This window comes from Phycisphaeraceae bacterium (genome assembly GCA_020639155.1).
Lineage (GTDB): Bacteria > Planctomycetota > Phycisphaerae > Phycisphaerales > UBA1924 > JACKHF01.
The window spans coordinates 2,033,180-2,049,992 of sequence record JACKHF010000001.1 but is presented as its reverse complement, the minus strand read 5'-3'; the positions used below and the strand labels follow the sequence as shown (position 1 = coordinate 2,049,992).

Below are 16,813 nucleotides of genomic sequence, written 5' to 3'. Positions count from 1 at the left end.
CGGAGAATAGCCCGCAGTTGGAAATACACGCAGGCAACCCCCATTATCACGCTGAGAACGCACTTTCGTCCCAGCCAGTGGTTTGTCGATTTGCTGGGCATTCCCAGTCTCGCCTCGGGCAGTTGCGGGGCGTAGGATTCAGCCGTTCGCAGACGCAGGGTGCGATGCGAATATCCTTTTCCTCCATCAGCGTGTTTCTTTGTGCTCTCACGGGCACGCCGCGACCTGATTCACGCGGCAGCGCTGGATGGTTCCGATCCGCTTTGTCATGATGTGGCTTGCGTGTTCTTCGCAAGCATTCGAACCCCATGCAGACATCGCAACTCTGTCGCCCCTTGCAGGGCGAGTTCGCGGTCCATTCTGTGAGCAAAGTTCATGGCTCGTACGACAACAACAAAGAAAAAAACCACTCGCAAACGCAGCACCAAGAAGGCCGAGGGCGATGCTGACCTATCAGCATCCGAGACCCCAGTGGTCGAGTCAAAGCCCGAGCCCAAGGCTGCGGCTGTTCAGGAGCAGCCGGTACCTGCACACGATGCAGGTGCTGACACCAATGGTTCTCATGGGGAATCTTCAGAAGGGGTGAACACAGGCCGCCGCCGTCGTCGTCGTCGTAATAAGCAGCGCAACAGCGCTGAAACGCCGAATGGTGCACCACCAAACGGACAGAACACCAATCGCGGACCGCAGCAGCAGCACATGCGTCCCAAGCGCCCGAGCATGCGATCACCCACGATCGATTACTCGCGTCTGCCATCGGATGAGGAACTCGAGCGCGAAGCAGCCGAGATCGAGCGCATCGTTGCCGCAGGGTCAGGAGAGACGGACGCGCTTGACGTCAACATGCTCCAGAAGATGGACATGGATGATCTTCGCCAGCTTGCGAAGAAAGAAGGACTCGAAGAGGACGCCGAACTGACCCGCCATGAACTGGTCATTACGCTTCTGAAGGCCCGTGCTGCCGCGCAGGGCCTGATGATGGGCGAGGGAACGCTGGAAATCATGCAGGATGGATTTGGATTCCTGCGCAATCCAGAATCCAGCTACCTCCACAGCCCTGACGACATCTATGTCTCGCCCTCACAGGTGCGCAGGTTCGGGCTTCGTCGTGGCATGGTTGTCAAGGGACTCATCCGTCCGCCGAAAGAAAGCGAACGCTACTTCGCGCTGCTCCGTGTTGACACCATCAACGGCAAGCCACATAAAGAAGTTGGCAAGATCGTCCCCTTCGAGGATCTCACGCCTCTGCATCCCGAGGAACGGTTTGTCCTCGAAACAACACCCGACAGTATCGAGTGCCGCATCATCGATCTTGTTGCTCCAATTGGAAAAGGACAGCGCGCACTCATCGTTGCACCACCACGCACAGGCAAGACCGTGCTGATGCAGAAGATGACGCAGGCGATCAGCAAGAACTATCCCGATGTCAAGATCATTGTGCTGCTGGTTGACGAACGACCGGAAGAAGTCACCGACTTCAAACGCCACGTCGCAAAGGGTGTCGAGGTTGTTGCATCAACATTCGACGAGCCATCGACGCGGCACGTGCAGGTCGCTGAGATGGTTATCGAGAAAGCGCGGCGAATGGTGGAGTTTGGAGATGACGTTGTGATCCTGCTCGACTCGATCACACGTCTCGGACGGGCCTACAACGCCGAACAGCCGAACTCCGGCAAGATCATGACCGGCGGTATCGATTCCAATGCGCTCCAGCGCCCCAAGAAGTTTTTCGGCTCGGCTCGCGCGATCGAGGGCGGAGGCTCACTCACCATCATCGGTACCGCCCTTGTCGACACTGGGTCCAAGGCAGACCAGGTGATCTTCGAGGAGTTCAAAGGCACCGGCAACTCAGAACTCCACCTCGACCGCAAACTGATGGATAAACGTATCTACCCGTGCATTGACATTGCAGCATCGGGCACCCGCCGCGAGGAACTCCTCATGGACCCGAAAGAGCTGGAACTGGTCTACAGGCTCCGCAAGGTGCTCAGCGACATGAACGTGGTTGAGGCGATGGAAATGCTCAAAAGCCGCTTGAGCAAGGTCAAAACCAACGCCGAGTTCCTGATGACCATGTCACTTGGGTAGACGAGCGTCTCGGAGTCGTGCCAACTGAACATGTGCCATCTCAAGCCCGTATTCCTGAATACCTTCTCGTGATCCCGGCAATTCGAACCTCTCAGCCTGTTTCGGCCGATGCAGAGACCGTTATGACACAACCCCGCTCCGGAAAGCCTACACCAACTCTTCGCATTCGCGCAATAACTGCGCGTCTACTTCTGGCGACCTGTATTGCAGTTTTCGCGACACCGTCCCTGGCACAAGAGCGACCAAGGCCGCGTGCTGAACAGGAACATGGGCAAGCGACATCATCTCTATATCAGGGGATGACATCTGATATGTTTGCTGGTATCAGCCTGACAAGGCTTGCCGAGATTGATCTTCGTCTGACATCATCCCCACATCCTGAAGATCAGATCATCACGTCATACGTCCTTGGTATCGCGCAGGAACTCGCTCCCGACAATGAGACCATTCTCCGTCGACGTCTCAGAGCGGCAACCGCGGCGGGCCAGTTCGAGCTAGAGCTTGAACTCACTCGGCAACTCCTGAAACTTGATCCTACGGACACAGTGCTGCAACTGCACCTGATCCGCGCAAATCTGCGCTCGATGCAAACTGTGGAAGAGCGCAAAGCAGCATACGCGCGTTTGCTCGATACCGAGAGCGCAAGGGCAAAGATTGCCGCTGAGGTACGAAGTCGTCTCGCACTTGAGGCTGCCATCATGCTGCGTGACAATGGTGATATTGACGGGTTTGCCGAACGCCTGAAACAATCGCTCGAACTAGATCCAACACACATTGATGCTGCTCTTGTTGCGCAAACATATTACTCGTCACTCATTGACGATCCGGTAGGCAAACTGGATCTGCTGATCAACCTTCTTCTTGCTGATCCACTGAACCCGGCAGTACGCTACATGCTCGCAAACCAGCTTACTGCTGTCGGATCATTTGACGCAGCAATCGACGCGATCAACAAGGGCATGGCACTCTCGCAAACCTTTGGGCAGGCTGTTACGACAGATGTTCTGGTCCACGGACAAGTTATGGAATGGCAGGTCAATGGAGCACGATCGCTCGTTACGTTCTCGAACAGCAGACTCGCATCCATTCGTCAGCAGCAGCTCGCCCTGCTGGCCGTCGAAGAACAGACGATTGATGCGAAGTACATCACACTCACACCCGAGGAAGAGATTCTTCGAGCAGTTGCTGCACGAGTTGCCGGAGACGGCGCAAGTGTGGATGATGCGATCGGATCGCTGACAGCGCTCGCAGAGTTGGCACAAAGACAGATCAACGCCGCGCAGTCAGGCCAGCCCCTCCCGCAAACAAAGCAGCCTGCTACACCGGAGCAGTTGCAGCAGATCGTTGGTGCATTTGTCAAAGCCAGACTTGACCTCCATTTCGCACAGTTGCTCGTTGGTTCCAGGGTTGAGCAGGCACTTGCTGAACATGACGCAGTTGTCGTTTCTGCTGCAGCGTATGAACAACTGGACGATTATGTCCTGCTTTGTAACGCTCTTGCCCTGCTGCGGAACGGGCAGCCAAATGATGCCGTTGCACTCCTTGAACCTCATCGAGAACGACTTGCGTACGCAGCGATCATCACTGTCTTTGCAGTTGATCAGCTTGGTAGTGGCGATCACACCGAGCTTCGCAACACACTGCTGACGCGCACAGCGCTTGGCAATCCCGCATCACTTCCGGGCGCTTGGGCTCGTACGATGCTGCTGCAGGAACATCCCGAGTTCGCAACCCTTCCGCTGACACCATATGCCTCGGCACTTGATACGTTGTACAACTCAATCCCCAAGTGGGTTGACGAGCTTGTGCAGGCGCCTGGACGATTTCTTCGCCTCACAGCAAAGCCCGCAAAGCTGCTCCCACTGCCTCTCGAGCCCGTAGAAGTGGAACTGTCACTCCAGAATGTCGGTGACATTGCGCTTGGTGTTGGCTCGGACGCCGTTGTCCGCTCAGGGTTGTCACTCATCGCTCGAACAGAGGTTGGTATGCAACCGAGTGCCGCCTCTCAGGCACCCGTTGGCTTTTCACTTGACAGACGTTTCAAGCTGCTGCCAGGCGAGTCAATCACAATCAAAGTCTGGCCTGAAATTGGATGGGCGGGCTGGGTCATCGACACAGGGGCAAGTCTCACGACGCGAACTCGATGGAGAGTGCTCACCAGTCCTGCGATTGATCAGCAGGGAAATCTTCGCGAATCACCCATGTCCCTGAGCACGCAAACTGACATTGTCAGACGACCTGCACTCGACACTGCGCTTCTGGGATTTGACGCTATCCTGGAACGGCTGCGTGCTGGTGATATGGATTCTGTTCCAACGGTGCTGGCTGCAATACGATCGCGCATCTCCGGTCCGCCGATTGCTCTCGGCCCTCCAACCAAGGAACACATCGACGCCTTGGGACAGATACTTCTTGAGAGGTATCCCACGATGTCGTGGCAGGATCGATGCTCCGTGCTGTTTACGATCCCTTCGGAACGTGTGCTCCGTACTGATTCTATCAGGCAGTTCGATCAGTTCGTGAAGGAGAACGAGAATGATCCCCGTGTGCTCGCAGTCATTATGCTCACACGCGCAAACTTCGAGGACGACCGGTCGATCACAAGATCTCTTGCATCTGATAACGCCGAACTGCAGCGTGTTGCGGCAGCGCATCGTACTCGCTTGCAGCAGCACCGGGGTGGTTATGTTGTCGGTCGTGAGTCCGCACTCGGCATCCGATAGGTTGTGAATAATCAGCCTCCATCCCGGATCACACACAATCAGCCGAACGCTGGAGTGCGCACGCACCGATCTCACCGCCGAACTACATTCGGCGCAGCGATCGGAATGCTGCTGTTACTTGGTGCCGTATACATTGTCGTGCGCAAGTTGAATAGCGCACCGGAACTGCTCAGATCCATCACATCGCCCGACCCGATGATTGTTGCTGCTCTCCTCGTGCTCCCCGCTGCGAACCTTCTGTGCACGTCGGGATCAATCTGGAGCGCGACACGCAGGTTCGGGCGTGTCGGTTTCTTCGAGATGGTTGGATTGATAGGGTCAGCGAGTCTGCTGAACTATCTTCCGATGCGTGCTGGACTGATCGGCCGACTCGCCTATCACAAAAAAATCAACACTATTGATGTTGCTCGTGCTGGTGCTGCAACACTCATTCAGCTTGTGTTCAGTGGAGTTGGCTTGGTGGTTGCTCTTGTTGCAGCAATGCTCCCGCACGAAGCCGTTGGCATTGTGCTTGGTGGATTGAGCACGCTTCTACTTGTATCCGCGTGCGGATTGTCATGGAAAACAACGCAAAGAAATACTCAAACTCTGTCGCTCAGTGCAAGCCTCGTGCTGACAGCTCTCTGGCGCACGCTCGATATGCTTGTGTGGGTTGTGCGATACGCACTTGCACTCAAGCTCGTCGGTATGGATGCAACGTGGCTCGCAGCTGTTGCGCTTGCAACAGTCAGTCAGGTCGGCATGCTGCTCTCAATCGTGGGGAACGGGCTTGGGGTTCGCGAGTGGCTGGTCGGCTTGACAACGAAAGGACTCGCTGGCAATGTCGGCAGAACTTCGACAAGCAACTCGGATCCACTTGCAGTCGGCCTGCTGACTGATCTTGTGAATCGAGTTGCTGAGCTTGTGTTCATCGTGCCCGTTGGCATCATGTGCAGTTTCTGGGTTGCCCGACGTGTTCGATCGCACACTGCTACCCACGAATAAGACGCCATGCTGCGCCAAATACCAGCACGACCAGTGGAGCGCCAACCAGCACCAGCCAGCGTATCGCGAGCAACTGATTCGTTGCAAGCGGCTTGATGCGCGGTGTCGTGCGAGCAGCGGGCGACTGCGCGATTCGATCGTCCTGATTCGCCAGCCATAGCACACTCGCTTCGAGTAACTCCGCATTCCCAGCGAACGCGGGGATTTCACGCCCATCTACAAACGCGGTTCGGCGCAGGATGGAATCCATAAACCACCCGGCACTCCCCACCACAATCATGCGCTGTATCCTGTTTGTTGCACCAACACGACGCTCGGATGAGGCAGCAACAAGAAACGGGCCCGATGTGTCATCGCCGACATCGCCCGACGCAGGTTTTTCCGCAACCGTCGAGCGAAGTTCTCTTGGTGTGCGGAAGTACGACACCCACATGGACTCTGCCCATGCGCCGTCCTGTGTCATGCGCAGAAGCGGATGTACATCAACATGATCCGCCGCGAGCGGTGTTGCTGGGCGCAATGGGACTGGCCACAACAAGAGTGTCTCAAGTCCCTGAATTGCACCATCAACCTTGCCAGTTGGCTGATCAACACGGATCAGATGATCCGTCAGCACGTCACGGCCTTCTGCTGTCATTCGTTGCGTCATGATCGGCTTAGCCGTGTCTGCTGTCAAACCAAACAGAGGCAGCGCAGCAACCATCGGGTCGTCACCACCAAGTGCAGGAAGTGTTGAAGGCTGAAGGTTCATCAGAATCGATTCGCCCTCGCGTACAAGACGAGACACAGCATCTCCGAGCTTGGCAAAGCGCTCTTCCGGTTTCAGACTTGTTGAGACAGACTGAGAAGCAGCAAACGAACTCTGTACAATAAAGACCACAGGACGATCACCGGATGGATCAATGTCGGCAAGTGACGGCGGATGAGGCTCCGAAACAACAGGCCACTCAAGCACGTCGATGGAGCGCGAGCGGAGTCGCTGGATCGCGGCGCTGACAGCCGACTGCTGACCAAGCACAGAGACATCGTCACAATGAACGAGCACAACAACCGGCTTGATTGGATCAACCAAGGTTCCAAGTGCAGACGAAAGCAGTTCCTCGCTGCGAAGGCGCAGGTCAACACTCGCCCCTTGTGCAGACTCGATAACTTCGGCTGGCGGGAACAACGTGTCAAAGTCAATCGCGACCAGCCCGCGTTCGCGCGGACCGATCAGCAGCACCGCCTGTTGCGATTCGATCATGCGCCCGACACTGAGAAGCGGGACAGCGCGCAGTTGTTTCAACGCATCTGCATGCTTTGCGAGCGCGTCCCGATGAATTATCAGTACGTCCGCAAGCTCGCCGAACAGACGCTGAGGAGATAGCTGATACTCCGGGCTTTCGCTGCGATCGTTGAAAGTTTTGATGAGAAGGTCGAGATCTGCGAGTGCTTTCTCGATCGTTGGCACGAGACCGGTGATTGCCTCGTCAACCGGAGGGAGAGGCCATGCACGATCGAATGTCTCAGGTAACTGGGTGTTTGTGCGTTCAACAGCGACGCGATAGTTAGCTGCTGCTGTACTGAATGTTTCGGGCAAACGGACGAGACCGTCTCTGCGTGTCTTCACCTCTGGATCTGCAGGATCCAGCTCGTTTGCAATTGCCATGATCCGCTCTGTGACCGGAGTAGTAAAAAACACGGCAAGATCACCAAGCCCCGCTGCTGCGTCACGAACCGTCTTGACCTGGGCAGTGAGGGCGTCGGCATCGCGTTCGAGCAGGCGATCAAGCAGATCCTGGAATGCAACCTCGCCCTGTGCACGCCCGACATCGATTTCGGTGATCTTCAGATCGGATGCTTTTCGATTCATCTCGCGCACGATCGATCGCACCGTCTGGAGCGCGCGGGGATGGATCATGGGCGAGCCGGTCACTGTGCGCGCACTGGGGTCGATAGCCAGCACAAGCTCATATGCCTCACCCGCGCTCGTCCCAGACTGCACACTGTCCTCAAGCCGTTGCAGGATGTCCAGCGTTCCCTGAGTGAGCTCGTGCTGACGCGTCTGCGTGACGTCAACACGCATCGAATATCGAGTCGCAATGAGATTCGCCATCACGACAGTTGCAAGTGTTGCAACCAGCACAATGGAGGACATGATTCCGGAGCGCATTCGTCGTGCGTTCTTGGAGTGTGAACGATCCTCAAGGCGTTTGACAAGAGCCTCGGTTCGATCGTCTGACTTGCTGCGCCTGGTGCTCATCGCCACCTCCTGCTCTCAAGACTGAGCGTGGTCAGCACCAGCATCAGCACAGTGACCGAACAGAAGAACACGATGTGCGTCGTGTCGATCAATCCATCGGCAAAGTCGCGAAGCCGCGCGGGGATGGACAACGCGTAGAGAATCTGCTTGACCTGATCTGTCACGAGATCCATGTTGGAAAGCGTCTCGGTTGCAATAAGTATCAGCAGCAACGTCAACAACGCACCCAGGTACGCGAGCGTCTGGTTTGACGTCAGCGACGACACCAGCATACCCAGCGAGATGTAGAACATACCCAGCAGCACCACACTTGCGTATCCTGCAATAATTGGACCGGGGTCGGGCGCAGGATTTGATATCACATGCAGGATTGCAACGTACAGCCCCGTTGGAGCAAACATCGCAACGAGAAATGCGCAGGCGCCGAGAAACTTGCCCAGCACAACACTGACATCTGACACCGGGCACGTCATCAGCGGCTCGATCGTGCCAAGACGCGTCTCTTCTGCAAACAAACGCATCGAAATCGCTGGCGCAATTGGGAGCAGCAGCCACGCGGATACAGAAAACAGTGTGCTCATGGTCGCAATCGATCCCGGCTTTGCAATAAGCCCAACGAACAGCACACCCGTCATAAACAGGTACAACGAGATCACAACCCAGCCCACCGGCACACGGAAGAGCGACGAGAACTCACGCTGAGCAATCACAACAGCTCGTCTCATGCGTCAGCCTCCGATCGTGCACGCTCAATCACATCGACAAACACACTCTCAAGCGAACGCTGGCGGCCTGACAACTGACGGATCGAGCACCCCATATCAACTGCACATCGCGCAATACGCTCCGGCTGCACTGGTGCGAGCGCATCGCGATCAATACGCAGTCTGCACCAGCGGGAATCCTTTTCATCGAGATGTTCCTCAACAACACCGGTCACACCCGCGATCGTTTTCATTTTGTCGATGATGCGCTCGCTGGCAACATTGGCTTCAGCGCGCAGTTCGATGACGATCGGACCGGATGCCCCAGACTGCGATACCAGTTCAGGGATTGTGCCTGATGCTTCCACCCTGCCTCCGGACATAATGATCACCCGATCGCACGTCAGTTCGATCTCCGGGAGGATGTGCGAACTCATCAGGACAGCACGATCCTGTGAAAGCTCGCGGATCATCGATCGCGCTTGACGGATCTGTGTCGGGTCAAGCCCGTTCGTCGGCTCATCGAGAATCAGTACCGGCGGGTTATGTAAAATCGCAGCAGCGAGCCCCACGCGCTGGCGATACCCCTTGGAAAGATGGCCGACACGCCGTCGGCGCATCTCGTGCAGATCGCATTGGTCCATCGCCTTGCGAACGGCTTTTCGTAGTTTTCCGCCATAGAGCCCCTGCAATCGCCCCCTGAAAAAGAGATACTCCTTTGTCGGCATCTCGACATAGGCTGGTGCCGCTTCAGGCAGGTACCCCAGCTTGCTCCTCGCCTTGCCAGACTGGGTCAGCACATCGTGCCCAGAAATGGACACAGAGCCTGCATCTGGCGGAAAAAAGCCTGTAATCATGCGAATTGTCGTTGTTTTGCCTGCACCATTGGCTCCAAGCAGCCCAGCAACCTGCCCCTTGGCCACGTCAAAGCTCACCTCGCGCACTGCACGCACACGACCAAACGATTTACTGACCTGCCTGACATCAATCATGAGAAAGTCCACACGATCCGGGGCTGATGATCCGACGAATAGTGAAGCATCAGCGGTGTGCGATGCCCGATGGGTACATTCGTTCCTTCGGGAGGGTACACTCTGTCTCTCGTGTTCCGGGGTCCTCGTTTCGGTTGCTGTTCATGCCCGACAAACCACGACGTGCGATTCTTGATACCCCGACAAGCGAGCCGAAGCCGGCTGGCTCGGTCTCCCGTGATAATTTACCATCTGCCACCCGTCCTCCTATCTCCGACATCCGCGCGGCCGCTCTGCTTGAATCCCTCGGAGAGGGGGTTGCACTTGTCGATTTGCACGGCGAACTCATCTGGGCGAATACTGCGATCGACCAACTCCCCGAAAACATCCGAGAACGGCTGAAACGTCTATGCAAACGCGAGGTTGAGAAGCGAAAAAGCGCAACTATTGCGCTCGCAGCAGATACTTCCTATGAAATCAGCGACCTTCCACCGGGAAGCACTGCACACACAGAGCCTTCACGCATCTACTCCGTCGATTTCCATGCGTGCCCTGGAGCACAATGCAAACCAACACCGGGCAGCAGCCCAAACTGCACGCTCGCTGTGGTTGTTCGGGATCAGACGCGAGATCGACTGACTGCCCGCAGGCTCCGGGCTGTCGATCGAGCTGGACGCGATCTGCTCCGGATCGACCGTGAAGCGGTGCTCAAACTGGAAGCACAAGAACGGCTGAAACAACTCGAAACCAAGATCGTTGGGTACGCCCACGATCTACTCAAGTTTGATCACTTTGCTATCCGGCTCCTTGACAAGCATACAAACAAGCTTGAGCTGATTATCTCGTACGGGCTCCCACCCGAAGCTGCCGAGCTTGATGTCTATGCATCCGAGACCGGGAGCGGCATTGCGGGCTGGGTTGCAGCGAAGGGTGAGAGCTTCATCTGTGGTGACGCACTCGATGACAACCGGTTCCTTGCCCTGTGCGAGGGTGCCCGTTCATCACTGGTCGTTCCGATGAAGCAGTTTGGTCAGGTTGTCGGCGTGATGGATGTAGAGTCCCTCACGCCGAACGCGTTTACTGGGGAAGATCTTCGGTTCACACGCATCTTTGCGCGCTCTGTCGCGATGGCTATCCATCTGCTTGATCTTCTCGTCGCAGAGCGATCCACAACCAACAAAGCCGTGTCCGGGCAGATGGCGGGAGAAATCCGCGAGCCACTCGATGACATCATCGCAGCCATTGGAAACATGCGATCGTCGCACGAATCAGATACGATTGCTGTCGAACAACTCGATCGCATCCTGAAAGATGTTGAGAGTATCAAGTCTCGTACCAAGGCACTCTCGGCTGGCCCTCAGACGCTTCTGGGTGTCGAGCAGGCAATGGTGCAATGCAAGGACGATCCAATCATCAACGGCCTGCGCGTGCTGATTGCTGATGACACCGCGCAGATCCGCAGGCTGATCGGCGATGTACTTCGCAAACGAAACGCCGAAGTTATTATCTGTGAATCGGGCTCGGAAGCAATCGAGAGACTCAGGGTAATGGACGGGCAAAGGCTGGATCTTGTACTCTCCGATATCTCCATGAAGAAACCGAACGGCGAGCCGGATCGCAATGGATACGAGGTCTTCGCCGCGGCCAAACGCAGATTCCCTGATGTCCCTGTTATCCTGATGACCGGGTTCGGGTACGACCCCCACCACTCGATCGTGCGTGCATCACAGGAAGGGCTTGCAGCGACACTCTTCAAACCGTTTCAGGTTGAACGACTGCTTACTGAGATTCGCAAGGCTGTCACTGGCGATGGGAAAAAGAAATAGCAATCACTTTCTGTTTCCTACGCTTGGCTGATGTCACAAGAGCAGGTAACAGAAACGCCAAGCACGAGGCCGACGCTTTCGGGATTGTGTTTTCTGGTGTCTGTCGTTGCGTCGCTTGTGCTGATGATGTCGGTTGTAGAGCCGCTCCCGTTCTGGGATACCGATCCTTCATCGCTTCCATTCAGTACAAACACGGGTGCTCTTGCCCTTGGCGGGCTGAACGCGTCATTCAGCGGCATTGGGCCAGCAATGTGTGTCGTGTTGTGCAGCATTGCGGTTGCTGGCGCGATACCGAGAATTGTGCGTACATTATCCAAACCAACACGCTGGCAAACTGCGAGCCAGCTTTGTCTGTTCGCTGGCATCCTTGTCATTGGCTATCACGCGTTATTCAGGGTTGGGTTTGATCCCGATGCTGCCCGCCTTGGGTGCGCGTGGATCGCTGGGATTGTTTGTGGGTTTGCAGCATGGAAAGTTCGTGGTATCACTCGTGCGATCGCAGTTGCACTTGTGCTCGGATCAATCGCGTTTCTTACAATCCATGGTCTGGTGCAGGTGCTGCTGTCACATCCTGCAACGATCAAAGACTTTGAAGCGACCCGCAACCAGTTCTTTGCAGCAAAGGGATGGGCACCCGATTCTTCCATGGCGCAGATCTATGAGCGCAGACTGAACCAGAACGAGATGTCCGGGTGGTTCGGCTTGTCCAATGTCTATGCAACATTCGCGGCAAGCATGGCGATGTGCTTCGGTGCATTGATGGTATTTCGTGGAAAACTCGCGTTCAGAGAACACACTGGCCAGAGCATCTGGGTTGTGCTGGGGCTTGGGCTGTCGTTGGTTGCTCTGATCGGGTCGCACTCCAAGGGTGGCATCGGCGCACTCGTACTCGCAACTGTGCTGCTTGCGTTCACAACCAAACTTCGCAACAGACTGGTGGAAACAAGCTCATTCAAACGCAGGCTTCCCATGCTGCTCGGTGGTGCTGCAATCACGCTTCCACTGCTGGGCATTCTTGCGCGCGGGATCATTGGTACGAGCATCGGCGAACTGTCCATCCTCTTCCGATGGTTCTATGTCAGTTCAGCAACACGCATTGCAGGCACACATCTTCCTTTTGGCACGGGGCCGGACGGATTCAAGCAGGCGTACACACTGCTTGGGCACCCCATGAGTCCCGAACAAGTCGTCAGTCCGCACAGTGTGCTGTTCGACCTCATCGCAACACTCGGTATCGCGGGCGCTGCGTTGTGCGTTGTCTTCGGCATTGCAGCAATCCTTACAGGTCGCAATGCTGTGCTAGAATACGCACAGAGCGATTCACCACAACCGGAACTCCCAGCAAAGCCCATTGTGTACAGCCTGCTCGCTATGCTCGGAGGCGCATGCGTCGCATCGATCATTGCACAACCAGCTGCCTCCATACCAATCGTCGTGGCGGATGCATTCGAAAAACTGCACAACGTTTCACCGGATCAATCGCTGCTCTTTGGAGGCGCATTTGTCGTTGTCGCAACCGTGCTCGCAACAGGAATTGGCTGGGCAGGCACTACACTCTTGATGCGATCTCCAACAGCGATGGGCAGATCAGTCGCTGCTGGCGCGCTTGTGCTTATTGTCCACGCCCAGATCGAAATGACGCCTGTCATTACCTCAGCTACCCCGGTCTTCTGTATCATGCTGGGACTCGGCGCTGGTCGTTATTCTGAACGAGCAACGGAGGATGTTCCAGTACAAAGCCTCAATCGGGTTTCTCTGCTACTCGTGTCAACTGCTGCTTTGACTGTTTGTCTCTGGTGCGGCGTGCGTTCGTATCGATGGGAAACTGCGCTCACACGTGCAGCGGAGTCATTGCTCCCGATCTCTGAGATGCGTTCAGCGATGCAGGAAGCAGGCACTCGGCGTGAGGCATTCGACGCTGTGAACTCGACCGCGCAACTGTTTGGTCTCACACTCTCGGAAGGCTTTGAAGTGATGCCAGAGTTCCAGATGGACCCTGATGCGTGGTTGGCTGCGTATCGAGCTGTCCAGGGGCTGAACACAGATGCATCCATTGACCGCGCTGTCGCTCTCGCACCACACCACATGCCCACGAGACGGATCCAGATTGAGAATCTTATTACCACCGCCAGGGCGATGGGTGCGTTGCCAGTTGCGAGGACACTTCAGCCGGAACTGATCAACCTCATTGGCGAACGTGCTGTTCAAGCAGCCACGATGCCGACAACCGACGACGCCGATGCACAACGACTGCTCGCAATGGTGGTATCTGACCCCTTCCTCGCAAGCGATGCCATTGCTGGACGTGATCCTGTTGCTGAGTGGATGCGTGCAACATCGAAAGACCCCCGCTCGATTGAGACCCGGCAGCGGGTTATCGAGGTTCTCTATGCACAACTGGACACACTCCCGGATGCAAGAACGGTGCTGATCGATCAATGTGAGCAGTTACTGGAACTCAACAAACGCATGCGCCTTGATCCGCTCCGGCAGTTGTCAGAAACCGAGCGATTGCGTGTTGAAACCCTGCTGTCCAGACTGAAGTCAGGGAACTGACTGTGCAGACTCGATGAAGACGCACGGATTGCCCACAATTGGGTCTGTTTCCGGGCCTTGATAAAATCCGACCGTGTTCTAGACTTCCGGCACGATATATCCACTGCCGAGGCTGGCCGAGTTCTGCCAGCGTTTGCAGAGACATCCCGATCGGCATAACTCCTTGATTTTTCACGAGTTTTGTGTGTTCGTTCCTCAGCATGACCGAGCTTCGGTCGCCCCGTTTGCATCGATTCCATGCTGATCATTCCATCCCTGCTGCACATTCCAATGGCACAGGTATGGGCCGGTAACGTCCCATACAGGATCTGTATCCAACCACCGGGCGCGTGCCCGGAGAAGTCACAGCCGAATCGGCTGTGCATGATGAAAACAGTTTGGTTTTCGGCGACGGTGAAGCTGGCACTCTCCAGCATGTGAGGATTTGAAGGCAATGACAGGCGAGCTGAAACATACCCGCAACATTGGTATCTGCGCACACATCGACGCAGGCAAGACCACCGTCACCGAACGCATTCTGTACTACACAGGCAAGAACTACAAGATGGGTGAGGTGCATGAGGGCACCGCCACCATGGACTTCCTGCAGGAAGAGCAGGAGCGTGGCATCACCATCCAGTCCGCTGCAACAACCTGTCCGTGGACATTCAAGGGCCAGGACTTCAAGATCAACCTGATCGACACGCCGGGCCACGTCGACTTTACCATCGAGGTGGAACGCTCACTGCGCGTGCTCGACGGTGCGGTCGCTGTATTTGACGGTAAGGAGGGTGTCGAGGCACAGTCCGAGACTGTCTGGCGTCAGGCAAACCGGTATCGCGTCCCGCGCATGTGCTTTATCAACAAGATGGACAAGCTCGGCGCTGACTTTGAGTTCTCCTTCAAGTCCATCGGAAAGCGTCTTGGCGCGAACGCGATTGCTATCCAGATCCCGATCGGCCGCGGGCACGAGCTTGAGGGCATCATCGATCTCGTCACCATGCGAGCGTTCTACTACGACGCGGACGAGAAGGGCGCGGTTGTCACCGAGAAGGACATCCCCGACCACATGATGGACAACGCAAAGGAGTGGCGTCACAAGATGGTCGAGGCTGTTGCAGAACTCGACGACACGCTGATGGACCAGTACCTCACCGATGAGAACTCGATCACAGAAGACCAGATCCGTGCTGCTCTTCGCAAGGGCACCATTGAGCGCAAGTGCTATCCGACACTCTGCGGTGCAGCTCTTCGCAACATCGGTGTGCAGCGTCTGATCGATGCTGTGTGCATGTATCTGCCCGCACCTGACGAGGTCCCTGACGTGCAGGGCACACACCCACGCGACAAGGAAGTGGAGATGTCGCGTCCGCACGACTCCAAGGCACCGTTCTCCGCGCTGGTGTTCAAGGTTGTCTCTGACGCGCACGGCGACCTGACATATCTGCGAGTCTACTCCGGCACACTGGAGAAGGGTTCGCGCGTGCTCAACCCCGGCAACAACAAGCGAGAGAACGTGTCCCGCATCTTCGAGATGCACGCAAAGGACCGTCAGCCGCTCGAAGCCGTCGGAGCTGGCAACATCGTCGCGGTTGTTGGCATCAAGGACTCCATCACCGGCGATACACTCTGTGACATCGAAGACCCGATCATCCTCGAACGCATGGAGTTCCCAGAACCCGTTATCTCCATGGCGATCGAGCCGCGCACCAACGACGACAAGCGCAAGCTGTCTGAAGCACTCGCAACCATCCGGCGCGAGGACCCATCGTTCCAGTCACACTTCGACGAGGAAACCGGGCAGACCATCATCGCTGGTATGGGTGAACTGCACCTTGAGATCATCAAGAACAAGCTCGTTCGCGACATGAAAATCGGTGTCGATGTCGGCAAACCACGCGTGTCATACCGTGAGGCAATCACGCGGCGCGTCGAGTTTGTTCGCGGCGTGCACAAGAAGCAGTCCGGTGGTCGCGGTCAGTTTGGTGACTGCACCATCCACCTCGAACCCTTCACCAAGGAGGAGGCGGAGCTTGAGGGTCTGGACTTCTCAGACAACATCGCGTTCGAGAACAAGATCGTTGGCGGCTCAATCCCGAAGGAGTACATCCCATCGGTCGAGGTAGGCTCACGCCAGACATTCAAGTCCGGTGTCAAGGCTGGCTATCCCATGATCAACGTGAAGGTCACACTGGTCGACGGCTCGACCCACGCGGTCGATTCATCGCAGATCGCCTACGAGCTTGCAGCACGTACTGCTGTGAAGGACGCAGTCGACAAGGCCGGGTTCACACTGCTCGAGCCGATCATGAAGGTCGTCATCCTCACACCCGAGGAGTACCTCGGCAACGTGACCGGCGACATCAACTCGCGCCGCGGCATGGTTGTCGAGACGGAGGATCGCGACAACATCAAGGCGATCTACTGCGAGGTACCGCTGTCTGAGATGTTCGGGTACACCACTGTGCTCCGCGGTCTGAGCCAGGGCCGCGCATCAAGCACGATGGAGTTTCTGGAGTATCGCGCGATGCCCGCAAGCATCCAGACCGAAGTGCTTGCTGGCTCTGCATAATATCAGGCTCTTCAGATTTACTGCGCCGCTCTATGGATAGCCATAGAGCGGTTTTTCATTTTGCCCACCGAATCCATCCATACAAGGCCAGTATACTTGCCATGCAACGTCCCAGTTAACGCAAGACACGGGATCACCACAATAATAACTGTGTACATCTGTCGCGAA

The 16,813-nt window shown here is 56.2% G+C and carries 9 protein-coding genes; 6 read left to right on the top strand and 3 right to left on the bottom strand.

The window, feature by feature from the left end; all coding sequences use genetic code 11:
- Nucleotides 1–375 precede the first annotated feature (375 nt).
- The 3 genes from rho (at nt 376) to H6815_08610 (ending at nt 5,795) form a co-directional block, all read left to right on the top strand.
- Nucleotides 376–2,088, top strand: coding sequence for a transcription termination factor Rho (gene rho / locus H6815_08620; GenBank protein MCB9860505.1), 1,713 nt, complete (start codon nt 376–378; stop codon nt 2,086–2,088).
- A 299-nt stretch (nt 2,089–2,387) separates the two neighbouring features.
- Nucleotides 2,388–4,811: a hypothetical protein gene (locus tag H6815_08615; protein ID MCB9860504.1), complete on the top strand. Its 2,424-nt coding sequence runs from the start codon at nt 2,388–2,390 to the stop codon at nt 4,809–4,811.
- A gap of 138 nt (nt 4,812–4,949) precedes the next feature.
- The gene (locus H6815_08610; protein ID MCB9860503.1) at nt 4,950–5,795 is read left to right on the top strand and encodes a hypothetical protein; all 846 of its coding nucleotides are present in this window, start codon (nt 4,950–4,952) and stop codon (nt 5,793–5,795) included.
- Here the strand turns inward: H6815_08610 and H6815_08605 are convergent.
- The 3 genes from H6815_08605 to H6815_08595 are packed head-to-tail and all read right to left on the bottom strand — an operon-like array spanning nt 5,782 to nt 9,733.
- Nucleotides 5,782–8,037, bottom strand: a complete 2,256-nt coding sequence (locus H6815_08605) for a hypothetical protein (GenBank protein ID MCB9860502.1) — start codon at nt 8,035–8,037, stop codon at nt 5,782–5,784. The genes H6815_08610 and H6815_08605 overlap by 14 nt on opposite strands.
- Nucleotides 8,034–8,762, bottom strand: coding sequence for an ABC transporter permease subunit (locus tag H6815_08600; GenBank protein MCB9860501.1), 729 nt, complete (start codon nt 8,760–8,762; stop codon nt 8,034–8,036). The genes H6815_08605 and H6815_08600 overlap by 4 nt, the downstream gene beginning before the upstream one ends.
- Nucleotides 8,759–9,733 (bottom strand): ABC transporter ATP-binding protein, encoded by a 975-nt coding sequence (locus tag H6815_08595; GenBank protein ID MCB9860500.1) that lies wholly within the window; start codon nt 9,731–9,733, stop codon nt 8,759–8,761. The genes H6815_08600 and H6815_08595 overlap by 4 nt, the downstream gene beginning before the upstream one ends.
- 143 nt (nt 9,734–9,876) lie before the next feature.
- On the opposite strand from H6815_08595, the gene H6815_08590 reads away from it, so the two are divergent.
- The 3 genes from H6815_08590 (at nt 9,877) to fusA (ending at nt 16,645) form a co-directional block, all read left to right on the top strand.
- Nucleotides 9,877–11,538, top strand: a complete 1,662-nt coding sequence (locus H6815_08590; GenBank protein ID MCB9860499.1) for a response regulator — start codon at nt 9,877–9,879, stop codon at nt 11,536–11,538.
- A gap of 30 nt (nt 11,539–11,568) precedes the next feature.
- Complete coding sequence (locus H6815_08585) at nt 11,569–14,094, top strand: O-antigen ligase family protein (GenBank protein MCB9860498.1); 2,526 nt, start codon at nt 11,569–11,571, stop codon at nt 14,092–14,094.
- 433 nt (nt 14,095–14,527) lie between these two features.
- The gene (gene fusA / locus H6815_08580) at nt 14,528–16,645 is read left to right on the top strand and encodes an elongation factor G (protein MCB9860497.1); all 2,118 of its coding nucleotides are present in this window, start codon (nt 14,528–14,530) and stop codon (nt 16,643–16,645) included.
- Nucleotides 16,646–16,813 lie beyond the last annotated feature (168 nt).

Coding starts and splice junctions, on each gene's coding strand:
- H6815_08585 (MCB9860498.1), top strand. CDS start 11,569: ATGTCACAAGAGCAGGTAACAGAAACGCCAAGCACGAGGCCGACGCTT.
- H6815_08605 (MCB9860502.1), bottom strand. CDS start 8,037: ATGAGCACCAGGCGCAGCAAGTCAGACGATCGAACCGAGGCTCTTGTC.
- fusA (MCB9860497.1), top strand. CDS start 14,528: ATGACAGGCGAGCTGAAACATACCCGCAACATTGGTATCTGCGCACAC.
- H6815_08615 (MCB9860504.1), top strand. CDS start 2,388: ATGACATCTGATATGTTTGCTGGTATCAGCCTGACAAGGCTTGCCGAG.
- H6815_08600 (MCB9860501.1), bottom strand. CDS start 8,762: ATGAGACGAGCTGTTGTGATTGCTCAGCGTGAGTTCTCGTCGCTCTTC.
- H6815_08595 (MCB9860500.1), bottom strand. CDS start 9,733: ATGATTGATGTCAGGCAGGTCAGTAAATCGTTTGGTCGTGTGCGTGCA.
- H6815_08590 (MCB9860499.1), top strand. CDS start 9,877: ATGCCCGACAAACCACGACGTGCGATTCTTGATACCCCGACAAGCGAG.
- rho (MCB9860505.1), top strand. CDS start 376: ATGGCTCGTACGACAACAACAAAGAAAAAAACCACTCGCAAACGCAGC.